The sequence below is a fragment of the Tenacibaculum sp. 190130A14a genome, assembly GCF_964048965.1.
Lineage (GTDB): Bacteria > Bacteroidota > Bacteroidia > Flavobacteriales > Flavobacteriaceae > Polaribacter > Polaribacter polynesiense.
This window is the reverse complement of the sequence record NZ_OZ040189.1, coordinates 898324-917005: the sequence shown is the minus strand read 5'-3', so window position 1 is coordinate 917005 and position 18682 is coordinate 898324. Positions and strand designations below refer to the sequence as shown.

Genomic DNA, 18682 nt, shown 5'->3' with positions numbered 1-18682 from the left:
AAAGTTTTTGGAAAAAACAAGACGCGAAAAACGATTTTGTCCAAAACAAGGATGTTCTTTACAAAAAAAACTTCCCCAATAAGTATTCTATAATGACTTTAGAACTAGATGCTTTTAAAAATCATTTAGCTAAATCATCGAGTCATAGTAAAGGTAGTTATATTATACAATTACCAAATTCTAAAGGGGAATTGAAAAAGTATTCTGTAAAAGAAACTCCAAATTTTGCCCCAGAACTGGCAAGAAAATTCCCAATGATTAAATCATATTCTGCACAAGGAATTGATGATCCATCTTCTACTGCTAAAATTAGTTTTGGAACAGATGGTCTTCATACTATGATTTTCTCTGCTACAGAAAGTACTATCTATATCGATCCTTATACTAAAAACAAGAAAGAATATATTGTTTATAAGAGGAGTGATTTAAACCCTAACAAAACTGATTTTGAATGTCAAGTTGAAGATTCTGCTAAAAAAGCAGTTAAACAAGAATCTTCTCATAGCTTTAGAAATGCTAACGACGGTAAATTAAGAACATACAGAATTGCAATTGCTTGTAGTGCTGAATATTCAGATTTTCACATTAACAGAACTACTCCTGCTCCAACTACTGACAATGAAAAGAAAGCAGCAGTTTTATCTGCAATGAATACATCTTTAACAAGAATAAACGGAGTTTATGAGAAAGATTTAGGTGTAAGAATGGAGCTTGTTGGAGATAACGACAAAATTGTTTTCTTAGATACTACAACTGATGGTATTACGGATGTTGATGGTGCTGCTGGTACTATGATTAATGAAGTACAGGTAATTATTGATAGAGAAATTGGAAATGACAATTACGATATCGGACACATATTTAGTACTAAAGGAAGTGGATTAGCTGGATTAGGTGTTGTTTGTGTTACAGGACAAAAAGCACGTGGTGTAACTGGTAGAGACCAACCAATTAATGATCCATATGATATTGATTATGTTTCGCATGAAATCGGACACCAATTTGGTGCTACCCATACTCAAAATAACAGTTGTAATCGTACAGATGCTACTGCTGTTGAGCCTGGAAGTGCTTCTACAATTATGGGGTATGCAGGTATTTGTGCTCCAAATGTACAAGCAAATAGTGACGATCACTTCCATGCAGTAAGTATTGCACAGATGTGGAACCATGTAATTGGAACTGGTTCATGTGCTACTTCTGCAGATAGTGGTAATAACGCTCCTACAGCAAATGCAGGAAGCGATTACAGTATTCCTAAATCAACTCCTTTTGTATTAAGAGGTACTGCTACTGATGCTGACGGAACAGCTAGCTTAACATACAATTGGGAACAAATAGACAATGAAATTGGTACGATGCCACCATTAGCAACAAATACTGGTGGTCCAATGTTTAGATCATTGCCTTCTAAAACAACTCCGGATAGATATATGCCTGCTTTATCAACAGTTATTGCAGGAAACACTTCTACAACTTGGGAAGTTTTACCTTCTGTTGCAAGAGAATTAAATTTTGCATTAACAGTACGTGATAATTTTGCTGGTGGTGGTAATACTGCTAGAGACGATGTTAAAATTAATGTTACCGATGCTGATGCATTTACAGTAACCGCACCAAATTCAGCGGTTTCTTGGGACACTGGTTCAACGCAAACAGTAACTTGGAACAAAGGGACTTCTGACCAAGCTCCTATTAACTGTGCGAAAGTTAACATTAAATTATCTGTTGATGGTGGATTAACTTTCCCAATTACTTTAAAAGCAAATACAGATAATGATGGTACAGAAAATATTGTTATCCCTGACAATGCAACTACTACTGCAAGAATATTAGTTGAGGCTGCAGATAACGTTTTCTATAATGTAAACTCTACAAACTTCACTATCAATTCAACTACTCCTACTTTTATTTTTACAAACAATACTAATAAACAAGTAGTTTGTAACTCAGGAGGTAATACAGTAACGTACGATTTAAATTTCAACTTTGTAAACGGATTTGCTGAAACTGCTACTTTATCTGCAACAGGAGCACCTGCTGGAGCTACAGTTACTTTCAGTCCAACTACTATAAATGCAGATGGTAATGTAACTATGACTGTTAGTAATTTAGATGGAGCTACTCAGCAAGACTATACTATTGAACTTACTGCCGCGTCGACATCAGTTACACAAAAAACTGAAGCTTTACTAAAAGTAGCTGGTAGTAGTTTTTCTGCAGTTACATTATCAACACCAGCAAATGATGCTACAGATGTGAGTATTACTCCTACTTTTGAATGGCAAGCAGAATCGAATGCTACTTCATACGTAATACAAGTATCAACTGACAATACATTTGCAACTACTGTATTTGAAGAAACTGCGACAACAAACTCTTTTACTTCTTCTACATCTTTGTTAGGAGTAACGAAATATTACTGGAGAGTAAAACCTAAAAACGATTGTGGAGAAGGAACTTTTTCTGGTGCCTTCAGCTTTACTACAGAAACACCTTCATATTGTTCATCTACATTTACTGACGAATCTGGAGGAACAGAACATATTACTAATGTAACTTTCAATACGATAAATAATAATTCTGGTAATGATACTACAGACGGCTATCAAGATTTTACCTCAATTTCAACAAATGTGGTTAAATCGCAATCTTACTTAGCAAGTGTTACTTTTAACACTGGTGGATACCAAGATCACTGTTATATTTTTATTGACTGGAACAAAGATTATAAATTCGACGTAAATACTGAGCGTTATGACTTAGGTGTTAAGACAGCAGATGTAGATACGGCTACTTTAACTATTGCAGTTCCTAATGATGCTGTTTTAGGAGAAACTAGAATGCGTGTTATTATTGAGTACGCTGATCCTTCAAACGGATATGGAGAAGGACCATGTGATGCTGATCACAAATGGGAATGGGGAGAAACAGAAGATTATACTTTAGTGATTGACCCTCCTCCAACACCTGACTTTACTTTAGCTAACACAACTGGAGATTTATCTATTTGTAATACAGCTGTAAATGAACAAGTATTTAAGTTAGATTATAAAGCTTTAAACGGATTTAATGAAACAGTAAACTTATCTGTTAGTGGAGTTCCTACAGGAGCAACTGCAGCTTTCTCTTCAACAACTATTAATAGCGATGGAACTGTAGATTTAACACTTTCTAATTTAAATAGTGCTACTGTTGGAGATTATACTGTAAAGGTTACTGCAACTTCTCCTTCACTTACCAAGGAAGTAAATATTGCGTTTAATGTTAACAATAGCTTATGTAAGTCTACTGGAAACACAGATTCTCAAATAAGTGTTACAAATGTTAAATTCAACACCATAAATAATACTTCGACTAAAACCACTGGATATTCAGATTATAAAGCCATGAATACAGAGGTTATTAAAGGAGAAAAGTATGCTTTAGAAGTACAAGTTAATTCTGATGGAAATAATACGGCAAATACGTATGCTTGGATTGACTGGAATCAGAACTGTACATTTGATGCTAACGAAGTATACAACTTAGGAACTGTTACTAATGATAATACTGCAACAAGCCTAAGTGGTTTAGAAATTACTGTACCAAACGATGCAGCCTTTGGTTCTACAACAATGAGAATTTCTACGAAAAATAGTACTGATGGTGATCTTAATTCTTGTGAATTAAATTTTGATGGAGAAGTTGAAGATTATACAATTACATTAACTCAAGATTTCACACTTACAAACCAAACTGGAAATGGTTCTTTATGTAACCAAGCCACTACAGAGTTTGTATATACAATAGATTACAAAACTATTAATAGCTTTGGCGAGAACGTTACATTTACCATGAGTGATGTACCTACAAATGCTACCACTGCTTTGAGTTCTACTTCTTTAAATGCTGATGGTTCATTTACTGTAACTGTTGGTAGCTTAGATAATGTTGCTGTTGGTGATTATACACTTAAATTGACTGGTACTTCAACATCAATTACAAAATCGATTGATTTATTCTTAAGCATCAACGACAATATTTGTAAATCAATAGGAAATATTGATTCTCAAATTAGCGTAACAAATGTGAAGTTTAATACAATAGACAATGCTTCTACAAAAACGACAGGTTATTCTGATTACAAATCAATGAGTACGGAAGTAATTCAAGGTGAAAAATATGCTTTAGATGTTCAAGTAAATTCTGATGGCAACAACACTGCTAACACGTATGCATGGATTGACTGGAACCAAAACTGTATGTTTGATGCAAATGAATCATATGATTTAGGAAGTATTACAAATAGTACTGGAGCTACAAGTAACAGTGGTTTAGAAATTACTGTTCCTGCTGATGCTGTTTTAGGTTCAACAACATTAAGAATTGCTACTAAAAATAGTAGTGCAGGTGCTTTAAGCTCTTGTGATTATGATTTTGATGGTGAGGTTGAAGATTATACAATTACTTTAACACAAGACTTCACATTAACAAACCAAACTGGAAGTGGATCTGTTTGTAACCAAGCAACTACCGAGTTTGCTTATACATTTGCTTACAAAACATTCAATAGCTTTGGTGAAAATGTAACGCTTACAGCTACTGACGTTCCTACAAATGCAACTGCAACTTTTAGCCCTACTTCTATTAGTGTCGACGGAACATTTACGTTAACTCTTGGAAATTTAGGTGGTGTTGCAAACGGTGATTATACTATCAAAGTAACAGGTACTTCTGCATCAATCACGAAATCTATCGACGTAGTTTTAAGTGTTAATGATAACACTTGTAAGTCAACTGGTAATAATGATTCTCAGATTAGTATTACAAATGTGAAGTTTAACACTATAGACAATGCATCTACCAAAACAAATGGTTATTCTGATTATACAGCAGTAACTACTGCTGTAGCTAGAAGCGACCAGCATGATGTAACCGTAAACTTAAACAATGACGGTAAAACTATTGGAACTACTGTTTGGATCGACTGGAACCAAAACTGTTTATTCGATGCTGATGAAACATATACTTTAGGTACAGGTAATGCTGAAACATTGACAATTACAGTTCCTGAAAGTGCAGCTTTAGGTAATACCACCATGAGAGTTTCTACTAAATCTGCTACAGATGGAGCACCAAGCTCTTGTGAGTTAGATTTTGATGGAGAGGTAGAAGATTATACAATTACTGTAGAAGAAGGATTTGCTACTACTACAACATTGTTTAATGATTTAAAAGTTTACCCTATTCCTTCAAATGGAAAAGTAACAGTAGACTTTAGACTTAAAGATAAAGATATGACAACCTTTAGATTATTTGATTTCCAAGGTAGATTGGTATCAACACAAAGTATGTCATCTAACTCTAGCTTATTCTCTCAAGAGATCGAATTAAATGCTAGTAGCGGACTATATTTATTACAAATAGAAAACGCTGGTGTTACAACGACTAGAAAAGTTCTTGTAAAATAGTATTTAATCAAATACATAAAAAAAGCGAACCAAATTTGGTTCGCTTTTTTGTTTTTAAAAATAATATTCAAAAACAATTAATTACAAATTATATTTTACACTTAACACAGCGTATCTCGGTTGTACTATATAAGAAGAAGTACTATTAAATACATTCTCTACCGTATTATCTTGGTTTAAAGATGTAGTATTTAAAATATTCGTAATTCCAATTTTATACTCCCATGAACTACCTTTCTTTTGATAAGTTATATCAGCATCCCAAAAACTATAATTATTGATTGTTCTTTCTTGGCTTCTATAATTGTTATAGGTGTAACGCGAGTTAAATACAAAACTCTTTAAAAAGAAAGCGTCAAAATTAACATAAGGACTGTGCGTAGTAAATGTATTATTAGAATTACCTTGATCGTAATTATTAATAGAGAAATTATAACCAATATCAAAATTAGGTGCTTCTCTAAAATTGGTACTAAATTTAGTTCTATAGGATTGATTAAAACTCTTAGACACCCTGTTTTCTGCAATTGAAGTTTGAGGATTTATAAATATATTATTCGATTTAGAATAAGACACATTCCCTCCTACACTTACCTTAAACTTTCGAAAGCTTTTTTCAAACCTTCCGTTTGCTGCAATGGTTTCATCTGGAAAAGCAGAATTAATTGAAGAAGAAACTCTATCAATACCGTCTTGTATAGAACTTCCTTTTATTCCATCAATTCTTTTGTTATAAGTAATACTACCAAAAATATTGGTGTAGTTAAACATGTTAAAATTAGAGTATCTTAAACTAAAATTATGAGAAAGTGCATTTTCTAAATCTCTATTTCCAGAATACAAACTATTGTAATTGTTTAAAACAAATCCTTCTGCTAATCTGGTTACATCTGTAAAACTTACCTGCATTCTATAACTTAATCGTAAAGTTTCTGACTTTTTAAGATTTACTTTAATGTATGCATCAGGTAACAATTTTGTAAAACTATTATCAACTTCAGTTCCTAACTGCGTGTTCTTGGCTGAATAGGTGTGCAATGTTGCTCCTTGATTAAATGTAAAAATTCCAGAAACAAATTTGTAATGCAATCCAGAATAAAAATCACTAAAGGAATATTCTACATCATTTTTTGCTGTTTGATCATCCAATTCTCTTCTTGATGAATCTGACAAAATCTCATAAATACTAGATTTAAATTGTTGTGTACTTAAAGTAGTTCCAAAAGTTGCGTTTAAATTACTTTTTGAATTTAACACATAAAAATAATCAACCTTAGCATCTAACTTATTCGTTTTAACTCGTTCGTTTTGATTTAAGTTATATGGCCCTGTTAAACTTAATGAAAGTGGATTTACAATTGCTCCAGATAACTGATCTAGTTGTGTATTATAAAACGGATCTTCATCCTGCCATAAATGTTGTCCTTCAAAAGAAAAAATATGATTCTCATTTAAAGTATAATAGTAGTTCAGGTTTTGATTTATAGAAAAAGGCGTTTGTTGATTTAACTCATTAATTGGAACTGAAGTCTCTGTTCCATTCGCCAACCTGTTAGAAATTAAATTCTGGTTCTCAGACAATTTTGAAACTTTTATAAATGCATCATAATCTAATTGATTATTGGTATTTGGCTTGTAGCTCGTACTCAACTTTACCAACCCTAAATCATTTTGCTGAAAAGTGTTGTTATTTGTTGTCTCAATTAAATCTTGGTTTATATAATTTCGAACACTATTCTCTTCAATCGTAGTTTTCATTCCAGAATAAATTCCAAAACCACTAAAATCTAAAGTTTTCTTCGGTGAATAACTAAAGTTAACAGCTCCAAACTTAGAATCAACTGCTTTGGCTCTATTATTTCTCATTAACAAAAATCCTAAATCATTTGATAAGTTAAGAGAAGTTCCACCATCTCCTATACCTCTAAATCCGCCAGTAAACTTAAAGTAATCTCTCCAGGTAAATGGAATATCTCCAATATTGTTAAAATCAGAAATAACATTTAAACTAAACTTCGGGCTATAATAAAAGAGTTTAGGATGTGTTATATAACGTTCGTCAGGACCAACTCCTGCTGAGACTTCTCCAAACCAAAAACGTTTCTTACCTTCTTTCAATTTTAAATTAATGACAACATTATCTTCGTTATCTGTAACTCTACTTAATTGCTGTACTTCGCTATGATTTTTTAATACCTCAACCTTGTCTATTGCATTGGCGGGAATATTTTTTGTAGCCAGCTTAGAGTCTCCGTCAAAAAAGTCCTTTCCTTCCACCATAACTTTTTTCACTGTCTTCCCTTCTACCTCAATTTCTCCATCATCATTAACTTCTACACCAGGTAACTTTTTTAGAACGTCTCCTAATTTCTTTTCTGTTCCACTTTTAAAACTGTCTGCATCATAGACAATGGTATCTCCCTTAACTTGTACTGGCATTTTATAAGTAATATTTACTTCATCCAACGATTCATCAGAAGAAAGCTCTATATCCTTTTTAATATCGGACTCGTTCGTTTGTAAGGACAAACTAGCAGTCTTCATACCAATGTAGCTCACCTTTACATTATAACTTGAATTTCTTTTCAAATTAAGTTTATACCTACCTTTAGCATCTGTAAACCCATAAGAGTCAAGCTTTTTTGTATCTGTATTGATAGCAATTACATTGGCCATTTCTAAAGGAGAACCAATACTGTCTTTTACAATCCCGGTTACCGAAATTTGTGCATTAATTCCCCATACAGCCATAAATATGACTATAAATATTTTTGTTTTCATTGTATTGTTTAATTAAACGTGTAAGTATTAAAAACGTCCCCTTCCTCTACTTCTATTACCTCCTCTTCTTCGTTGAAACATCTCTCTCATTTCTTCCATTTTCTTTTGAGCAATTTTATCATATTCTTCTCTAGTAACCTTTTTGCCCTTAGTAGGTTTTTTAATCTCTTGTTTTTCAGACGGGTTTAATACGATCTCGGAACATAAAACAGTAGTTTTTCCCGCATTTAACTCTAAAATTAACCCAGGTAAACCGCCGTATTCACCCGGTCCGTTACTTACTGGGATTTGAGGTGTATACCAAGCTGTAACAAGCACTTCTTTTTTCACTTCAGGAGTTTCTTCTTTACCTTCTTCATTATTTCTATTTCTTCTCGGTCTAAACCTTCTAAAATCAAGATCCTCCACTTTTTTAACCACAGTAGCTTTTAAGCAAGTATATTGACCAATCTGTTTCGTTTCTCCAGTCATTTCCCATTTCAAATCGTCTAACTTTTCTTCTATTAAAAAGTTCTTACCAAAGAACTCTTTACTTTCTAAAAGTTCTTTCTCTTTAACATTCTTATACTGTACACCATTTGAAAAGCTACTCATCATACTTTGAAATCTCCCACCTCTATCTCCATTTGGATTTCCTAATCTTTCTTCTTCTTTGTATAATGATTCATTGGCGTTAAAATTTAGCACATATGTCCTTTCTGAAAAGCTTTTCATACGTTGCTCAATACGTTTTTTTTGCTCCTCTGAAAGTTGTCTATTCCCAAAATTCATATTCATTTTAGTTTTCGACTGATAGATTGCTTTTCCTTGAAAATTCTTTTGTGCAGATATGGTTAAAGAACCGATACATAAAAGTCCTAAAAGTAGTTTTTTCATAATTTGGTGTTTTCTTTGTTGATATATAACTTATCTTAGACTAAAGAAAACACCAATGGTTTAATTTATCCTTGAATTTCTATACTAATAGAATTCCCATCGTTTCCTCTACTTTTTCTTTTATTTTTAAAACGTTCCATCATTTCTTTTGATTTCTCATCCATAATTTTATCGTACTTCTCTTGAGTAACTTTTTTTCCTTTTTTTGGTTCTTCTATTTCAATTTTATCTGACGGATTAATCACTATTTCGGAACATACAATCGTTTGCTTTCCTTCCTGTATTTCCAAAATTAATCCTGGAAGCCCCCAATGTAAACTAGGTCCATTACTTACAGGAATTTCTGGAGTATACCAAGCTACAGTTTTTACAGTTACTTTTTCTGTTTTATCCTCTTCTTTTCCTTCTTCATCTACCGAAAAACTTCTTCGCTCTTCTTCTCTACTTCTTTCTGCTTTATAACAAGTATACTTCCCTATTGTTTTTGTTTCTCCCGTCATTTCCCAACCTAAATCAGGCAGATTATCCTTGATTAAAAAACGTTTACCGCTGATTTCAGTTTTGTTAGCATATCGTTTCTCTTTTACATTTTTATACAATACATCTGTACCGCCACCACTACCTACTATTTGAATTTGCACTCCATTGGTAGGCTGAGGAGCAGACAATTGGGCTTCTTGTTTGTAAGTAGATTCATAGTTGTTAAACGCTAACGTATAGGTTTTTTGAAATTGTTTTTTTAATTGTTCTTGTAATTGTTTCTGAATTTCCGAACTAGGAGCCCCCTTTCCTTCGTTCATCTTAATATCAATCTTCCTATGTGTTTTATATGTTGCTCGTCCTGTAAAACTCTGTCCGTATGCAAACGAACTTATCAATATTAATAATCCTGCTAATCTTTTCATGATATAAAATTTAAATTTCTTCGAGTACTTTAATTAATCGTTTTGCTATATCTATACTTCCATCTATATCTTTTGGCATAGACTTGATTTCAAAACTGTGTTTATATTTTAATTTGTTCACTTCCGACTTTCCATTCTTCACCCTAAATCCAAGCTGAATTGAATCTTTACTGTCTTTAAAAATCTCTTTTACGTCTTTCCAGTCAATTGTTTTCAATTCTTCTAAAGAATCAACGGTATAAACCAATGAAGTAATTTTACTTTCTTTAAATTCTGCTTTTGCTACTTCTTGCGCAAATGAAATTGTTGCAGTAAACAACATCGCGCTTAATAAGATTTTTTTCATATGATTAGTTTATTAATTTTCACACCACAAATATGAAACGCATTATTCTTCTTTTCAGTTAACGAGTGTTAACGAGTGTTAAGCGCTTTTTAAAAACCAACTTAAGTGCTTACTTTTGAAGTATGAATACAAAGAAAAACCGCTGGATTCTTTATTTGATAAGTATAACTATAGTAGCTACTATAGGTATTCAAGCCTATTGGAACTTAAAAAACTATCAACAAAACAAACAACGTGTTATCAATGAGATTCAACAAAGTTTAGATGATGCTGTAGAAATGTATTTCACTAATATTTCTAAAGACTATTTTACTATAGTAGAAAAAGACAGCCTTTCAAAAGCCGGAATAGAAAAGAAAAGCCAACTTTTAAAAACAGTTTTTCCAATTCCTAAAAACAAAAAAAGTGATTCACTTTTTAAAGACCCTTCTTTTAAAATAACTTCTTTTAGTTTTAGTACAGATAGCGAAAAAGAGTACAAAAAATTAGACTCTTCTTTTTTCAAACAAATTATTATTGATACCGAAACTAGACTTCAAAAAACAGACACTCTAAAATCTGAATTTAAGGTTAAGCAAATAACTCAATTTAACAAAGATGGAAAAACAGGGGTTCATTATACTGCTCCAAATACCATTGAAGAAGTACAGGTTTTTAGAGGTAAGAAAGCCTCTGATAGTTTGCAACTTTTAAAAAATTTAAAAACAATTGTGATATCAATTCAAAATGATTCACTAAAGTTAAATGAACTCGATTCTATTTTTAAAAGTAAACTTCTAACTAAAAATATTAATACCAGTTTTAACTTAAACCATTTTAAACATGATACTATTTTTAATACTTCAAAAAATATTCACAACAATATTTTCTTGTTAGAAAGTGATGCTTCTCCTGTTTTTTTAAAAGAAGATGAACGCATTCAAATTGAGTATACAAATCCTACTCGCGAAGCTTTAAAGAGGAGTATTACAGGAATCCTATTATCTTTAATTTTATCGTTAGCTGTAATTTCAAGTTTGTTTTACTTGCTCAAAATAATTAATCAACAAAAGGAACTAGCTGAAATTAAAAATGATTTAATAAGTAATATCACACACGAGTTCAAAACTCCAATAACAACAGTTTCTACGGCTTTAGAAGCTATTAATAACTTTAATGCTATTGACGATAAAGAGAAAACAAAAAAATACATTTCTATATCGTCTGTTCAAATAGAAAAACTACATTTAATGGTTGAAAAACTATTAGAAACCGCTACGTTAGACAGTGAAAAACTACTCTTAAAGAAAGAGCCAATTAATATGGTTGAATTGATTGAAGCTTTGGTTAAAAAACATCAATTTACAACCTCAAATAAGACTATTGCTTTTTCTTCAAATAAGAATACTATTGAAACAACCATTGATGTTTTTCATTTTGAAAATGCCATTTCTAACTTAATAGACAATGCTATAAAATATGGGGGTAATGCTATTGAAATTCATTTACAACAAATATTAAACACACTCGAAGTAACCATTGCCGATAATGGACCTGGAATTGAAAAAAATCAACAAGATAAAATCTTTGATAAGTTTTACAGGATTCCAAAAGGAAACACTCATGATGTGAAAGGTTTCGGTATAGGATTATATTACACTAAAAAAATTATTGAAAAACATAACGGTATTATTAGTTTAACCTCTAAACCCAACAATACTGTTTTTAAAATTGTTTTAAATCATGAATAAATCAATCAAAGTTTTATTAGCTGAAGATGAACCTAGTTTAGGACAAATTGTAAAAGAGAGTTTAGAGACAAGAGACTTTGAAGTATTACATGCTTTAAATGGAGAGGAAGCTTATTCGACTTATCAAAATAACAAACCTGATGTTTTGGTATTAGATGTTATGATGCCTAAAAAAGATGGGCTTACCTTGGCTAAAGAAATTAGACAGGAGAACAAACACATTCCTATTATATTCTTAACAGCAAAATCTCAAACTAAAGATGTCGTTGAAGGTTTTGAACATGGAGGAAACGATTACCTAAAAAAACCTTTCTCAATGGAAGAATTAATCGTAAGAATTCATGCTTTATTAAACAGAGTTAACTTAAAAACCGATGTTGAAAACATTTCGATAGGAAACTATGTTTTTAACCATACCAAGCAAACCTTAGCATTTAACAACGAAAAGCAAACTTTAACCCATAAAGAAGCAGAACTTTTATTGCATCTAACCGAAAAAAAGAATGAAGTTTTAGATCGAACTTTCATTTTAAATAAATTATGGGGAGATGATGATTTTTTCAATGCAAGAAGTATGGATGTGTTTATTTCTAAGCTTAGAAAAAAATTAAAACAAGACGAAAACATTCAAATTATAAATGTTCGAGGTTATGGATATAAATTGATTTGTTAAAATCTTTTCTAGTTCCATTTTTTATGTAATTTTACCAACTCTTTAAAAGGGAACTTCAAGAAAACAAAAAATCTATTTATTACAAATAACTATGCACGTAGCAATAGCAGGAAATATCGGAGCTGGTAAAACGACTTTAACTAAATTATTGGCAAAGCATTATAATTGGGAACCTCATTTTGAATCAGTAGACGAAAATCCTTATTTAGACGATTTTTATGCAGAAATGGAACGTTGGTCTTTTAACCTTCAAGTATATTTCTTAAATAGTCGTTTCCGTCAAGTTTTAGAGCTACGTAAATCTGGAAAGAAAATCATTCAAGATAGAACCATTTATGAGGATGCACATATCTTTGCTCCAAATCTACATGCCATGGGATTAATGACTAATAGAGATTACAGCAATTATGCATCTTTATTTGAATTGATGGAAAACTTAGTAACACCTCCAGATTTATTGATTTATTTACGTGCAGATATTTCTACGTTAGTAGGACAAATTCATAAACGAGGAAGAGATTATGAAAACTCAATTAGCATTGACTATTTAAGTAGGCTAAATGAGAGATATGAGGCATGGATTAGTAAGTACACAAAAGGTAAATTATTAATTATTGATGTTGACAATCTTGATTTTGTTGAAAATCAAGAGGACTTAGGTTATATTATAGACAGAATTGATGCACAGATAAATGGGTTATTTTAATCCTTTATTTCATAAACTTATTTTAAAGCCATGTATTCAAATACATGGCTTTCTTATTTATTATATACTCATAATTACCTCTTTCCTTTACTAACTCATTTTCAATCACTTCAAAAAGAATTATTTAGAATATATTGAGATATATTAAGGCGTAACAATTTAAAAATTGTGCTCCCTTTTTTTATAAATCATCCCAATTTGCTTCTTTTTTTTTCTTAAAAACCTTCAATATTTGTAGGAATTCAAATTTAAAAAATAGTAGTAGTTATATACTCTATTCACAAATTACAGGAAGCTGAAAATGTAATTTTTAAAACTTAACTAAATACTTAGAGTAAGCAATTAACCAAAATTTACAAGACAATGAAAAAATCATTTTTTTTATCAAAAGGATTAGACAAATTTTCAAATCAACAAATTAACGATTTAAGCCTTATTAGAGGAGGAGCAATTCCAGTAGAACAAGAAGAAATTTATTACCCAACTAGTGGTGGAGGTAAAAAATGCCCAAACGGAATGGTATGGAGTGATACTTTAAACAGATGTGTTTCTCGTCTTGAAGCACAACATGATTTTATCAAAGGATAATTACCCCCTTTGAACAAAAGTTTAATAGGAAATTGTAGAAAACTACAATTTCCTTTCTTCTAATCTATTAAATTTTCTCTATGAACTTTAACTCTTTAGCCATAAAAATAGCCAGTAGATGTAATCTAAACTGTTCATACTGCTTTATGTATAATCTAGGAGATACCACTTATAAAAAACAACCAAAGTTTATGTCTTCAGAAACAGTAAATCACATTATAGAGAAAACAAAAAACTATGTAAAAAAGTATAACAAAAAGGAATTCTCATTCATATTTCATGGTGGGGAACCTTTATTGGCTCCTAAAGAATTTTACATTGAATTCATCCAAAAAGTAAAGATTATACAACAGGAATTTCCAGATGTTGATTTTCAATTCGATTTACAAACTAATGGGGTTTTATTGAACAAAGAATGGGCTAACCTCTTTAAAGAACTTAACATATCACCCAGCATTAGTGTTGACGGTACCAAAAAAGCACATGACATGTACCGTGTAGATCATAAAGGAAAGGGTAGCTATGATAGTATTTTTAAAAACGTTCAGTTATTAAAAAATGAAATGAACTTTGCTGATATTGCTTGTGTTATTAATATTGAAGAAACTCCCATAGACATTTACAATAGTTTCAAAAAAATGGATGTGAGTTATGTTAACTTTCTAATTCCAGATTACACCCATGATAATTATCCTTTTGATCCGAACAAAACTTTGATGGCGGATTGGTTAATTGACTTATTTAATATATGGATTCAAGATACTAATAGATTTAAAATCCCTTTGTTTTTAGGATTATTAAACTCTTTAATGAGGGTAAATGACAACGCAAAAAACGAGTCAACTGTATTGGTCATAGAAACAAACGGTGAAATTGAAGCTATAGATTCTTTAAAAGCATGTGGAAATGGTTTTACCAAAACAGGGTTAAACATTAACAATCATAGTTTCGATGATATTCAGGAGACTCCACTTGGTAATTTATACTTTAACGATTTTAATACCAAACTCTGTAATCAATGTTTAGAATGTCCATTAAATGAAATCTGCAAAGGAGGGAGATTGGTGCATCGTTACAGCAAAGAGAAAGGATTTAACAATGCTTCTGTTTATTGCAATGACCTTATAAAACTCATTGCTCATATTCAAAAGTTCTTTATTTCTTGTTACCCCGAACTTCATGAAAAAGAAAATATAGAAGCCATAGACCCTATTGAAATTAAAAATTATTTATCTACTTTAGATAACACCAATAGTTTATACGAAGTAACTTTAGAAGCTTTTGCGACACAAACATCTCTAGCTGTCTAATCCTCTTTTAAATTCACTCAATAGTATTGCTGTTGCTGTCGCTACATTTAAGCTTTCTGTTTGCTTAATTATACCAAATCTAGGAATTGTAATCTTTTTTTGAATAATCTCATTTACTTCTTTTGATATCCCATTGGCTTCATTCCCCATAACTAACACTGCATTTTCTGGTAAACTAGTATGGTATACATTCTCTCCTTCCATATCTGCCGTATATGTTGGCAATGATGTTTCTGATAAAAATGTCAAAATATCTGTATAGATAATTTTCACACGAGTTAGTGACCCCATTGTTGCTTGCACAACCTTAAAATTAAAACAGTCTACCGTATTTTGAGAACACACCAATTGTGTAATTCCAAACCAATCACACAATCGTATAATAGTTCCAAGATTCCCCGGATCATTTATATCATCTAAAACTAAAGTGAAGTTTTCTAGGTTTATTTCTTTTTCTTTCGGAATTTCGAAAACTCCTACCACTTTGTTTGGGGATTTTAACTTGCTAATTTTCTTTAACTCTTGCTCAGAAATCTCAATACTTTCTTCTCCTTCAAATAAAGAAACATCTGTTGTAAACAAATATTTTACCTGAAAGGAAGCTTTTAAAAATTCATTTACTACCTTGATTCCTTCAGCAATAAACAAATTATGCTTTTGTCTATACTTTTTTTGAGATAAACTTGTTATAAGTTTAAGTGTATTTTTGGATAAACTCATTAAATTATTTTTAACAAATTAAAACAACTAAAAAACACTATTTTTGGTGTTTTAAGCGAGGCGTAAAGTTAATGAAAAAACTTTCTTTCTTTTTTTTGTTTTTAGTACTTATTAGCTCATGTAGCACAATAAAACACGTACAGGAAAACCAACAATTGCTCACGAAAAACAGAGTTTATGTAGACAGTGTTAAAAGTTCCGATTCTAATATCGATGAACTTTTACTACAACGCCCTAATGCTAAAGCAATTGGACTACCCCTATCTCTTTACTTCTATAATTTAGGAAACCCTAAAGGACCAAAAACACCAAGTGAATGGGGGAAAAAACATCTTAAAACATATAATTTTTTCAAAAACACATTTTCAGAAAAACAAAGTATTTCTGTTGCGAGAACCTTTATAGGGCTTAATAGTTGGTTTTTAAATAGTGGACAAGCTCCAGTGATCATTAATGATTCTAAAATTGTAAAAACAAGAAAAAATTTAAAAACCTATTTCGAAAACATTGGTTATTTTAAAGCCAAAGTTACCTCTAAAAGAGATTCTATAGGCTTAAAAAAAGGTGCCGTATCTTATTACATAGACAAAGGAGATGCATTGTTTCTTGACACCATTAACCTTAATATTAAATCTCCGGTATTAGATTCTATATACAACGCTAATAAACAAAAAAGCTTTTTACATACGGGAGATCAATACAACGATGGTAATTTTATAAAAGAAGCTAACAGAGTTACCAAGTTATTTAGAAACAACGGTATTTATCATTTTGATAAAAATACAAGTATTGGATTTTACGAAATAGATACAGCAGGTACTAAAACCAATGTAGACTTTGAAATTAGCGATAGAGTTGTTGAAGAAAATGGACAATATACCACACGCCCCTATTATATTCAAAGAATTAAAAAAATTAACGTCTTAACTGATTACTCTTATAATAAAAGAAATGATCCTTATAAAGATTCGGTTTATTACAATGGTGTCAACTTCCGAGCACACGGTAAATTAAAATACAATCCCAAATATCTAAGTCAATCACTATTTATAAAACCTAATGCTATTTACAGTGATTCTCTAAGAAGTTTAACCATTACGCATTTACGAAGCTTAAAAAACTTTAAATCGACTTCCATTCAATTCAATGAATTGAATGAAAAGGAATTGGAAGCCAATGTTTTTTTAACTCCTATTGAAAAATATACGCTAGGTTTAGAATCTGAACTATCTCGTTCTAATATTCGTAATTTTGATATTTCTGCTAAGTTTTCATTAACTAATCGAAACACTTTCAAAGGAGCTGAATTATTTAGAATATCAGCTTCTGGATCTTACTTTAACTCGAATAACGGACCGGGATGGGAAATTGGAACAGATATTTCCCTAGAAATTCCACGTTTTATTGCTCCTTTCGGATTAAATAAATTAGTTCCTAAAAGAATGTTTCCAAAAACCAACATTTTTGCTGGTATTAATTTGCAAAGAAACATCGGTCTTGATAAACAAAATATAACCGTTGGTTTAAATTACAATTGGAAATACAACCCTAGAAAATCTATACAATTAGATATTTTAAACACACAATATATCAGAAACTTAAATGTAAGTAATTACTTTAATGTATATAATTCAGAATATCAAAAGCTTGTTATCATTGGTCAAAAAGCTATTCCTGGTGTTACCCCTCCTCAAAACGTAGCTGGTAATTTCAACCAAATAACAAATTATGCTAATCAAATATTTAACAATTCAGGAGCCCTAAATAATGAAGATATTGCAGCTCTTTTAAACATTACAAATAGATATCAAATAATTACCTCAGATTTCTTAATACCAGAAATCGCTTATACTTACACCTACAATAATCAAGAAAACACAAAAGATGCTAGTTTCTCTTATTTCAGAGCTAAAATTACCAACTCTGGAAATATTATGGGATTATTATCGAACACCACTAACAGTAACGGGAACAAGACCGTTTTTAAAATTCCAATAGCCCAATATTTTAAAGCAGATTTAGAGTATAAAAAGTATTGGAGTCTTGGAAGCAACTCAGTACTTGCTCATAGAACATTCTTAGGAGCTATTATTACTTATGATAAATCGGACATTCCTTTTTCTAGAAGTTATTTTGCTGGAGGTTCCAATGATATTAGAGCTTGGAGAACCTATGACTTAGGACCTGGAGCCACTCCAAGAGGGTTAGAATATAATATTGGAAGTTTAAAGTTTTTATCGAGTTTTGAATACCGCTTCGATTTGTTTGGTAGTGCCAAAGGAGCATTATTTGTAGATGCAGGTAATATTTGGGACATTACCAACTCTTCTTTTACGGCCGATGAAGCTAAATTTAGTGGAATAAAATCATTAGAACATATGGCTGTAGGTTCAGGTTTTGGGCTACGCTATGATTTTAGTTTTTTAATTGCTCGTTTAGACCTAGGGTTTAAAGTTAGAGAACCGTATCTAGCAGGTAATAAATGGTTTCAAAATTTCAACTTTTCCAATGCGGTATACAACATTGGTATCAACTATCCTTTTTAATCCTCCTAAAACGTTATCGTTATTTTTTAGCCAGATAAGTTTAAAATT

General features: G+C 31.3%; 12 protein-coding genes. 7 read left to right on the top strand and 5 right to left on the bottom strand.

The window, feature by feature from the left end; genetic code table 11:
- The first annotated feature begins 92 nt into the window (after nt 1-92).
- Nucleotides 93-5453 carry a GEVED domain-containing protein gene (locus ABNT22_RS04415; RefSeq protein ID WP_348714461.1) on the top strand — a complete coding sequence of 1787 codons (5361 nt, stop codon included), beginning with the start codon at nt 93-95 and terminating at the stop codon, nt 5451-5453.
- Between the two features lie 81 nt (nt 5454-5534).
- On the opposite strand, the gene ABNT22_RS04410 is transcribed toward ABNT22_RS04415, so the two are convergent.
- The 4 genes from ABNT22_RS04410 to ABNT22_RS04395 form a co-directional block, all read right to left on the bottom strand.
- Nucleotides 5535-8234: a TonB-dependent receptor gene (locus tag ABNT22_RS04410; protein WP_348714459.1), complete on the bottom strand. Its 2700-nt coding sequence runs from the start codon at nt 8232-8234 to the stop codon at nt 5535-5537.
- A 27-nt stretch (nt 8235-8261) separates the two neighbouring features.
- The gene (locus ABNT22_RS04405; protein ID WP_348714457.1) at nt 8262-9110 is read right to left on the bottom strand and encodes a GLPGLI family protein; all 849 of its coding nucleotides are present in this window, start codon (nt 9108-9110) and stop codon (nt 8262-8264) included.
- Between the two features lie 65 nt (nt 9111-9175).
- Nucleotides 9176-10015: a GLPGLI family protein gene (locus tag ABNT22_RS04400; protein WP_348714454.1), complete on the bottom strand. Its 840-nt coding sequence runs from the start codon at nt 10013-10015 to the stop codon at nt 9176-9178.
- 10 nt (nt 10016-10025) lie between these two features.
- Nucleotides 10026-10361: a hypothetical protein gene (locus ABNT22_RS04395; RefSeq protein ID WP_348714452.1), complete on the bottom strand. Its 336-nt coding sequence runs from the start codon at nt 10359-10361 to the stop codon at nt 10026-10028.
- A 122-nt stretch (nt 10362-10483) separates the two neighbouring features.
- Between ABNT22_RS04395 and ABNT22_RS04390 the strand changes: the two genes are divergently transcribed.
- The 5 genes from ABNT22_RS04390 (at nt 10484) to ABNT22_RS04370 (ending at nt 15368) form a co-directional block, all read left to right on the top strand.
- The gene (locus ABNT22_RS04390) at nt 10484-12091 is read left to right on the top strand and encodes a HAMP domain-containing sensor histidine kinase (protein WP_348714449.1); all 1608 of its coding nucleotides are present in this window, start codon (nt 10484-10486) and stop codon (nt 12089-12091) included.
- Nucleotides 12084-12764, top strand: coding sequence for a response regulator transcription factor (locus ABNT22_RS04385; RefSeq protein WP_348714446.1), 681 nt, complete (start codon nt 12084-12086; stop codon nt 12762-12764). The genes ABNT22_RS04390 and ABNT22_RS04385 overlap by 8 nt, the downstream gene beginning before the upstream one ends.
- 91 nt (nt 12765-12855) lie before the next feature.
- Entirely contained in the window at nt 12856-13470 is a 615-nt protein-coding gene (locus ABNT22_RS04380; protein ID WP_348714444.1) for a deoxynucleoside kinase, read from the top strand.
- A gap of 363 nt (nt 13471-13833) precedes the next feature.
- Entirely contained in the window at nt 13834-14058 is a 225-nt protein-coding gene (locus ABNT22_RS04375) for a hypothetical protein (RefSeq protein WP_348714442.1), read from the top strand.
- An 80-nt stretch (nt 14059-14138) separates the two neighbouring features.
- Entirely contained in the window at nt 14139-15368 is a 1230-nt protein-coding gene (locus tag ABNT22_RS04370; RefSeq protein WP_348714440.1) for a radical SAM protein, read from the top strand.
- On the opposite strand, the gene ABNT22_RS04365 is transcribed toward ABNT22_RS04370, so the two are convergent.
- Nucleotides 15357-16088 (bottom strand): RNA methyltransferase, encoded by a 732-nt coding sequence (locus ABNT22_RS04365; protein WP_348714437.1) that lies wholly within the window; start codon nt 16086-16088, stop codon nt 15357-15359. The two genes, ABNT22_RS04370 and ABNT22_RS04365, sit on opposite strands and share 12 nt — an antisense overlap.
- Nucleotides 16089-16159: 71 nt before the next feature.
- Between ABNT22_RS04365 and ABNT22_RS04360 the strand changes: the two genes are divergently transcribed.
- On the top strand, nt 16160-18634 hold the full coding sequence (locus ABNT22_RS04360; protein ID WP_348714436.1) for a BamA/TamA family outer membrane protein: 2475 nt from the start codon (nt 16160-16162) through the stop codon (nt 18632-18634).
- The last annotated feature ends 48 nt before the right edge of the window (nt 18635-18682 follow it).

Coding starts and splice junctions, on each gene's coding strand:
- ABNT22_RS04415 (WP_348714461.1), top strand. CDS start 93: ATGACTTTAGAACTAGATGCTTTTAAAAATCATTTAGCTAAATCATCG.
- ABNT22_RS04410 (WP_348714459.1), bottom strand. CDS start 8,234: ATGAAAACAAAAATATTTATAGTCATATTTATGGCTGTATGGGGAATT.
- ABNT22_RS04405 (WP_348714457.1), bottom strand. CDS start 9,110: ATGAAAAAACTACTTTTAGGACTTTTATGTATCGGTTCTTTAACCATA.
- ABNT22_RS04400 (WP_348714454.1), bottom strand. CDS start 10,015: ATGAAAAGATTAGCAGGATTATTAATATTGATAAGTTCGTTTGCATAC.
- ABNT22_RS04395 (WP_348714452.1), bottom strand. CDS start 10,361: ATGAAAAAAATCTTATTAAGCGCGATGTTGTTTACTGCAACAATTTCA.
- ABNT22_RS04390 (WP_348714449.1), top strand. CDS start 10,484: ATGAATACAAAGAAAAACCGCTGGATTCTTTATTTGATAAGTATAACT.
- ABNT22_RS04385 (WP_348714446.1), top strand. CDS start 12,084: ATGAATAAATCAATCAAAGTTTTATTAGCTGAAGATGAACCTAGTTTA.
- ABNT22_RS04380 (WP_348714444.1), top strand. CDS start 12,856: ATGCACGTAGCAATAGCAGGAAATATCGGAGCTGGTAAAACGACTTTA.
- ABNT22_RS04375 (WP_348714442.1), top strand. CDS start 13,834: ATGAAAAAATCATTTTTTTTATCAAAAGGATTAGACAAATTTTCAAAT.
- ABNT22_RS04370 (WP_348714440.1), top strand. CDS start 14,139: ATGAACTTTAACTCTTTAGCCATAAAAATAGCCAGTAGATGTAATCTA.
- ABNT22_RS04365 (WP_348714437.1), bottom strand. CDS start 16,088: ATGAGTTTATCCAAAAATACACTTAAACTTATAACAAGTTTATCTCAA.
- ABNT22_RS04360 (WP_348714436.1), top strand. CDS start 16,160: ATGAAAAAACTTTCTTTCTTTTTTTTGTTTTTAGTACTTATTAGCTCA.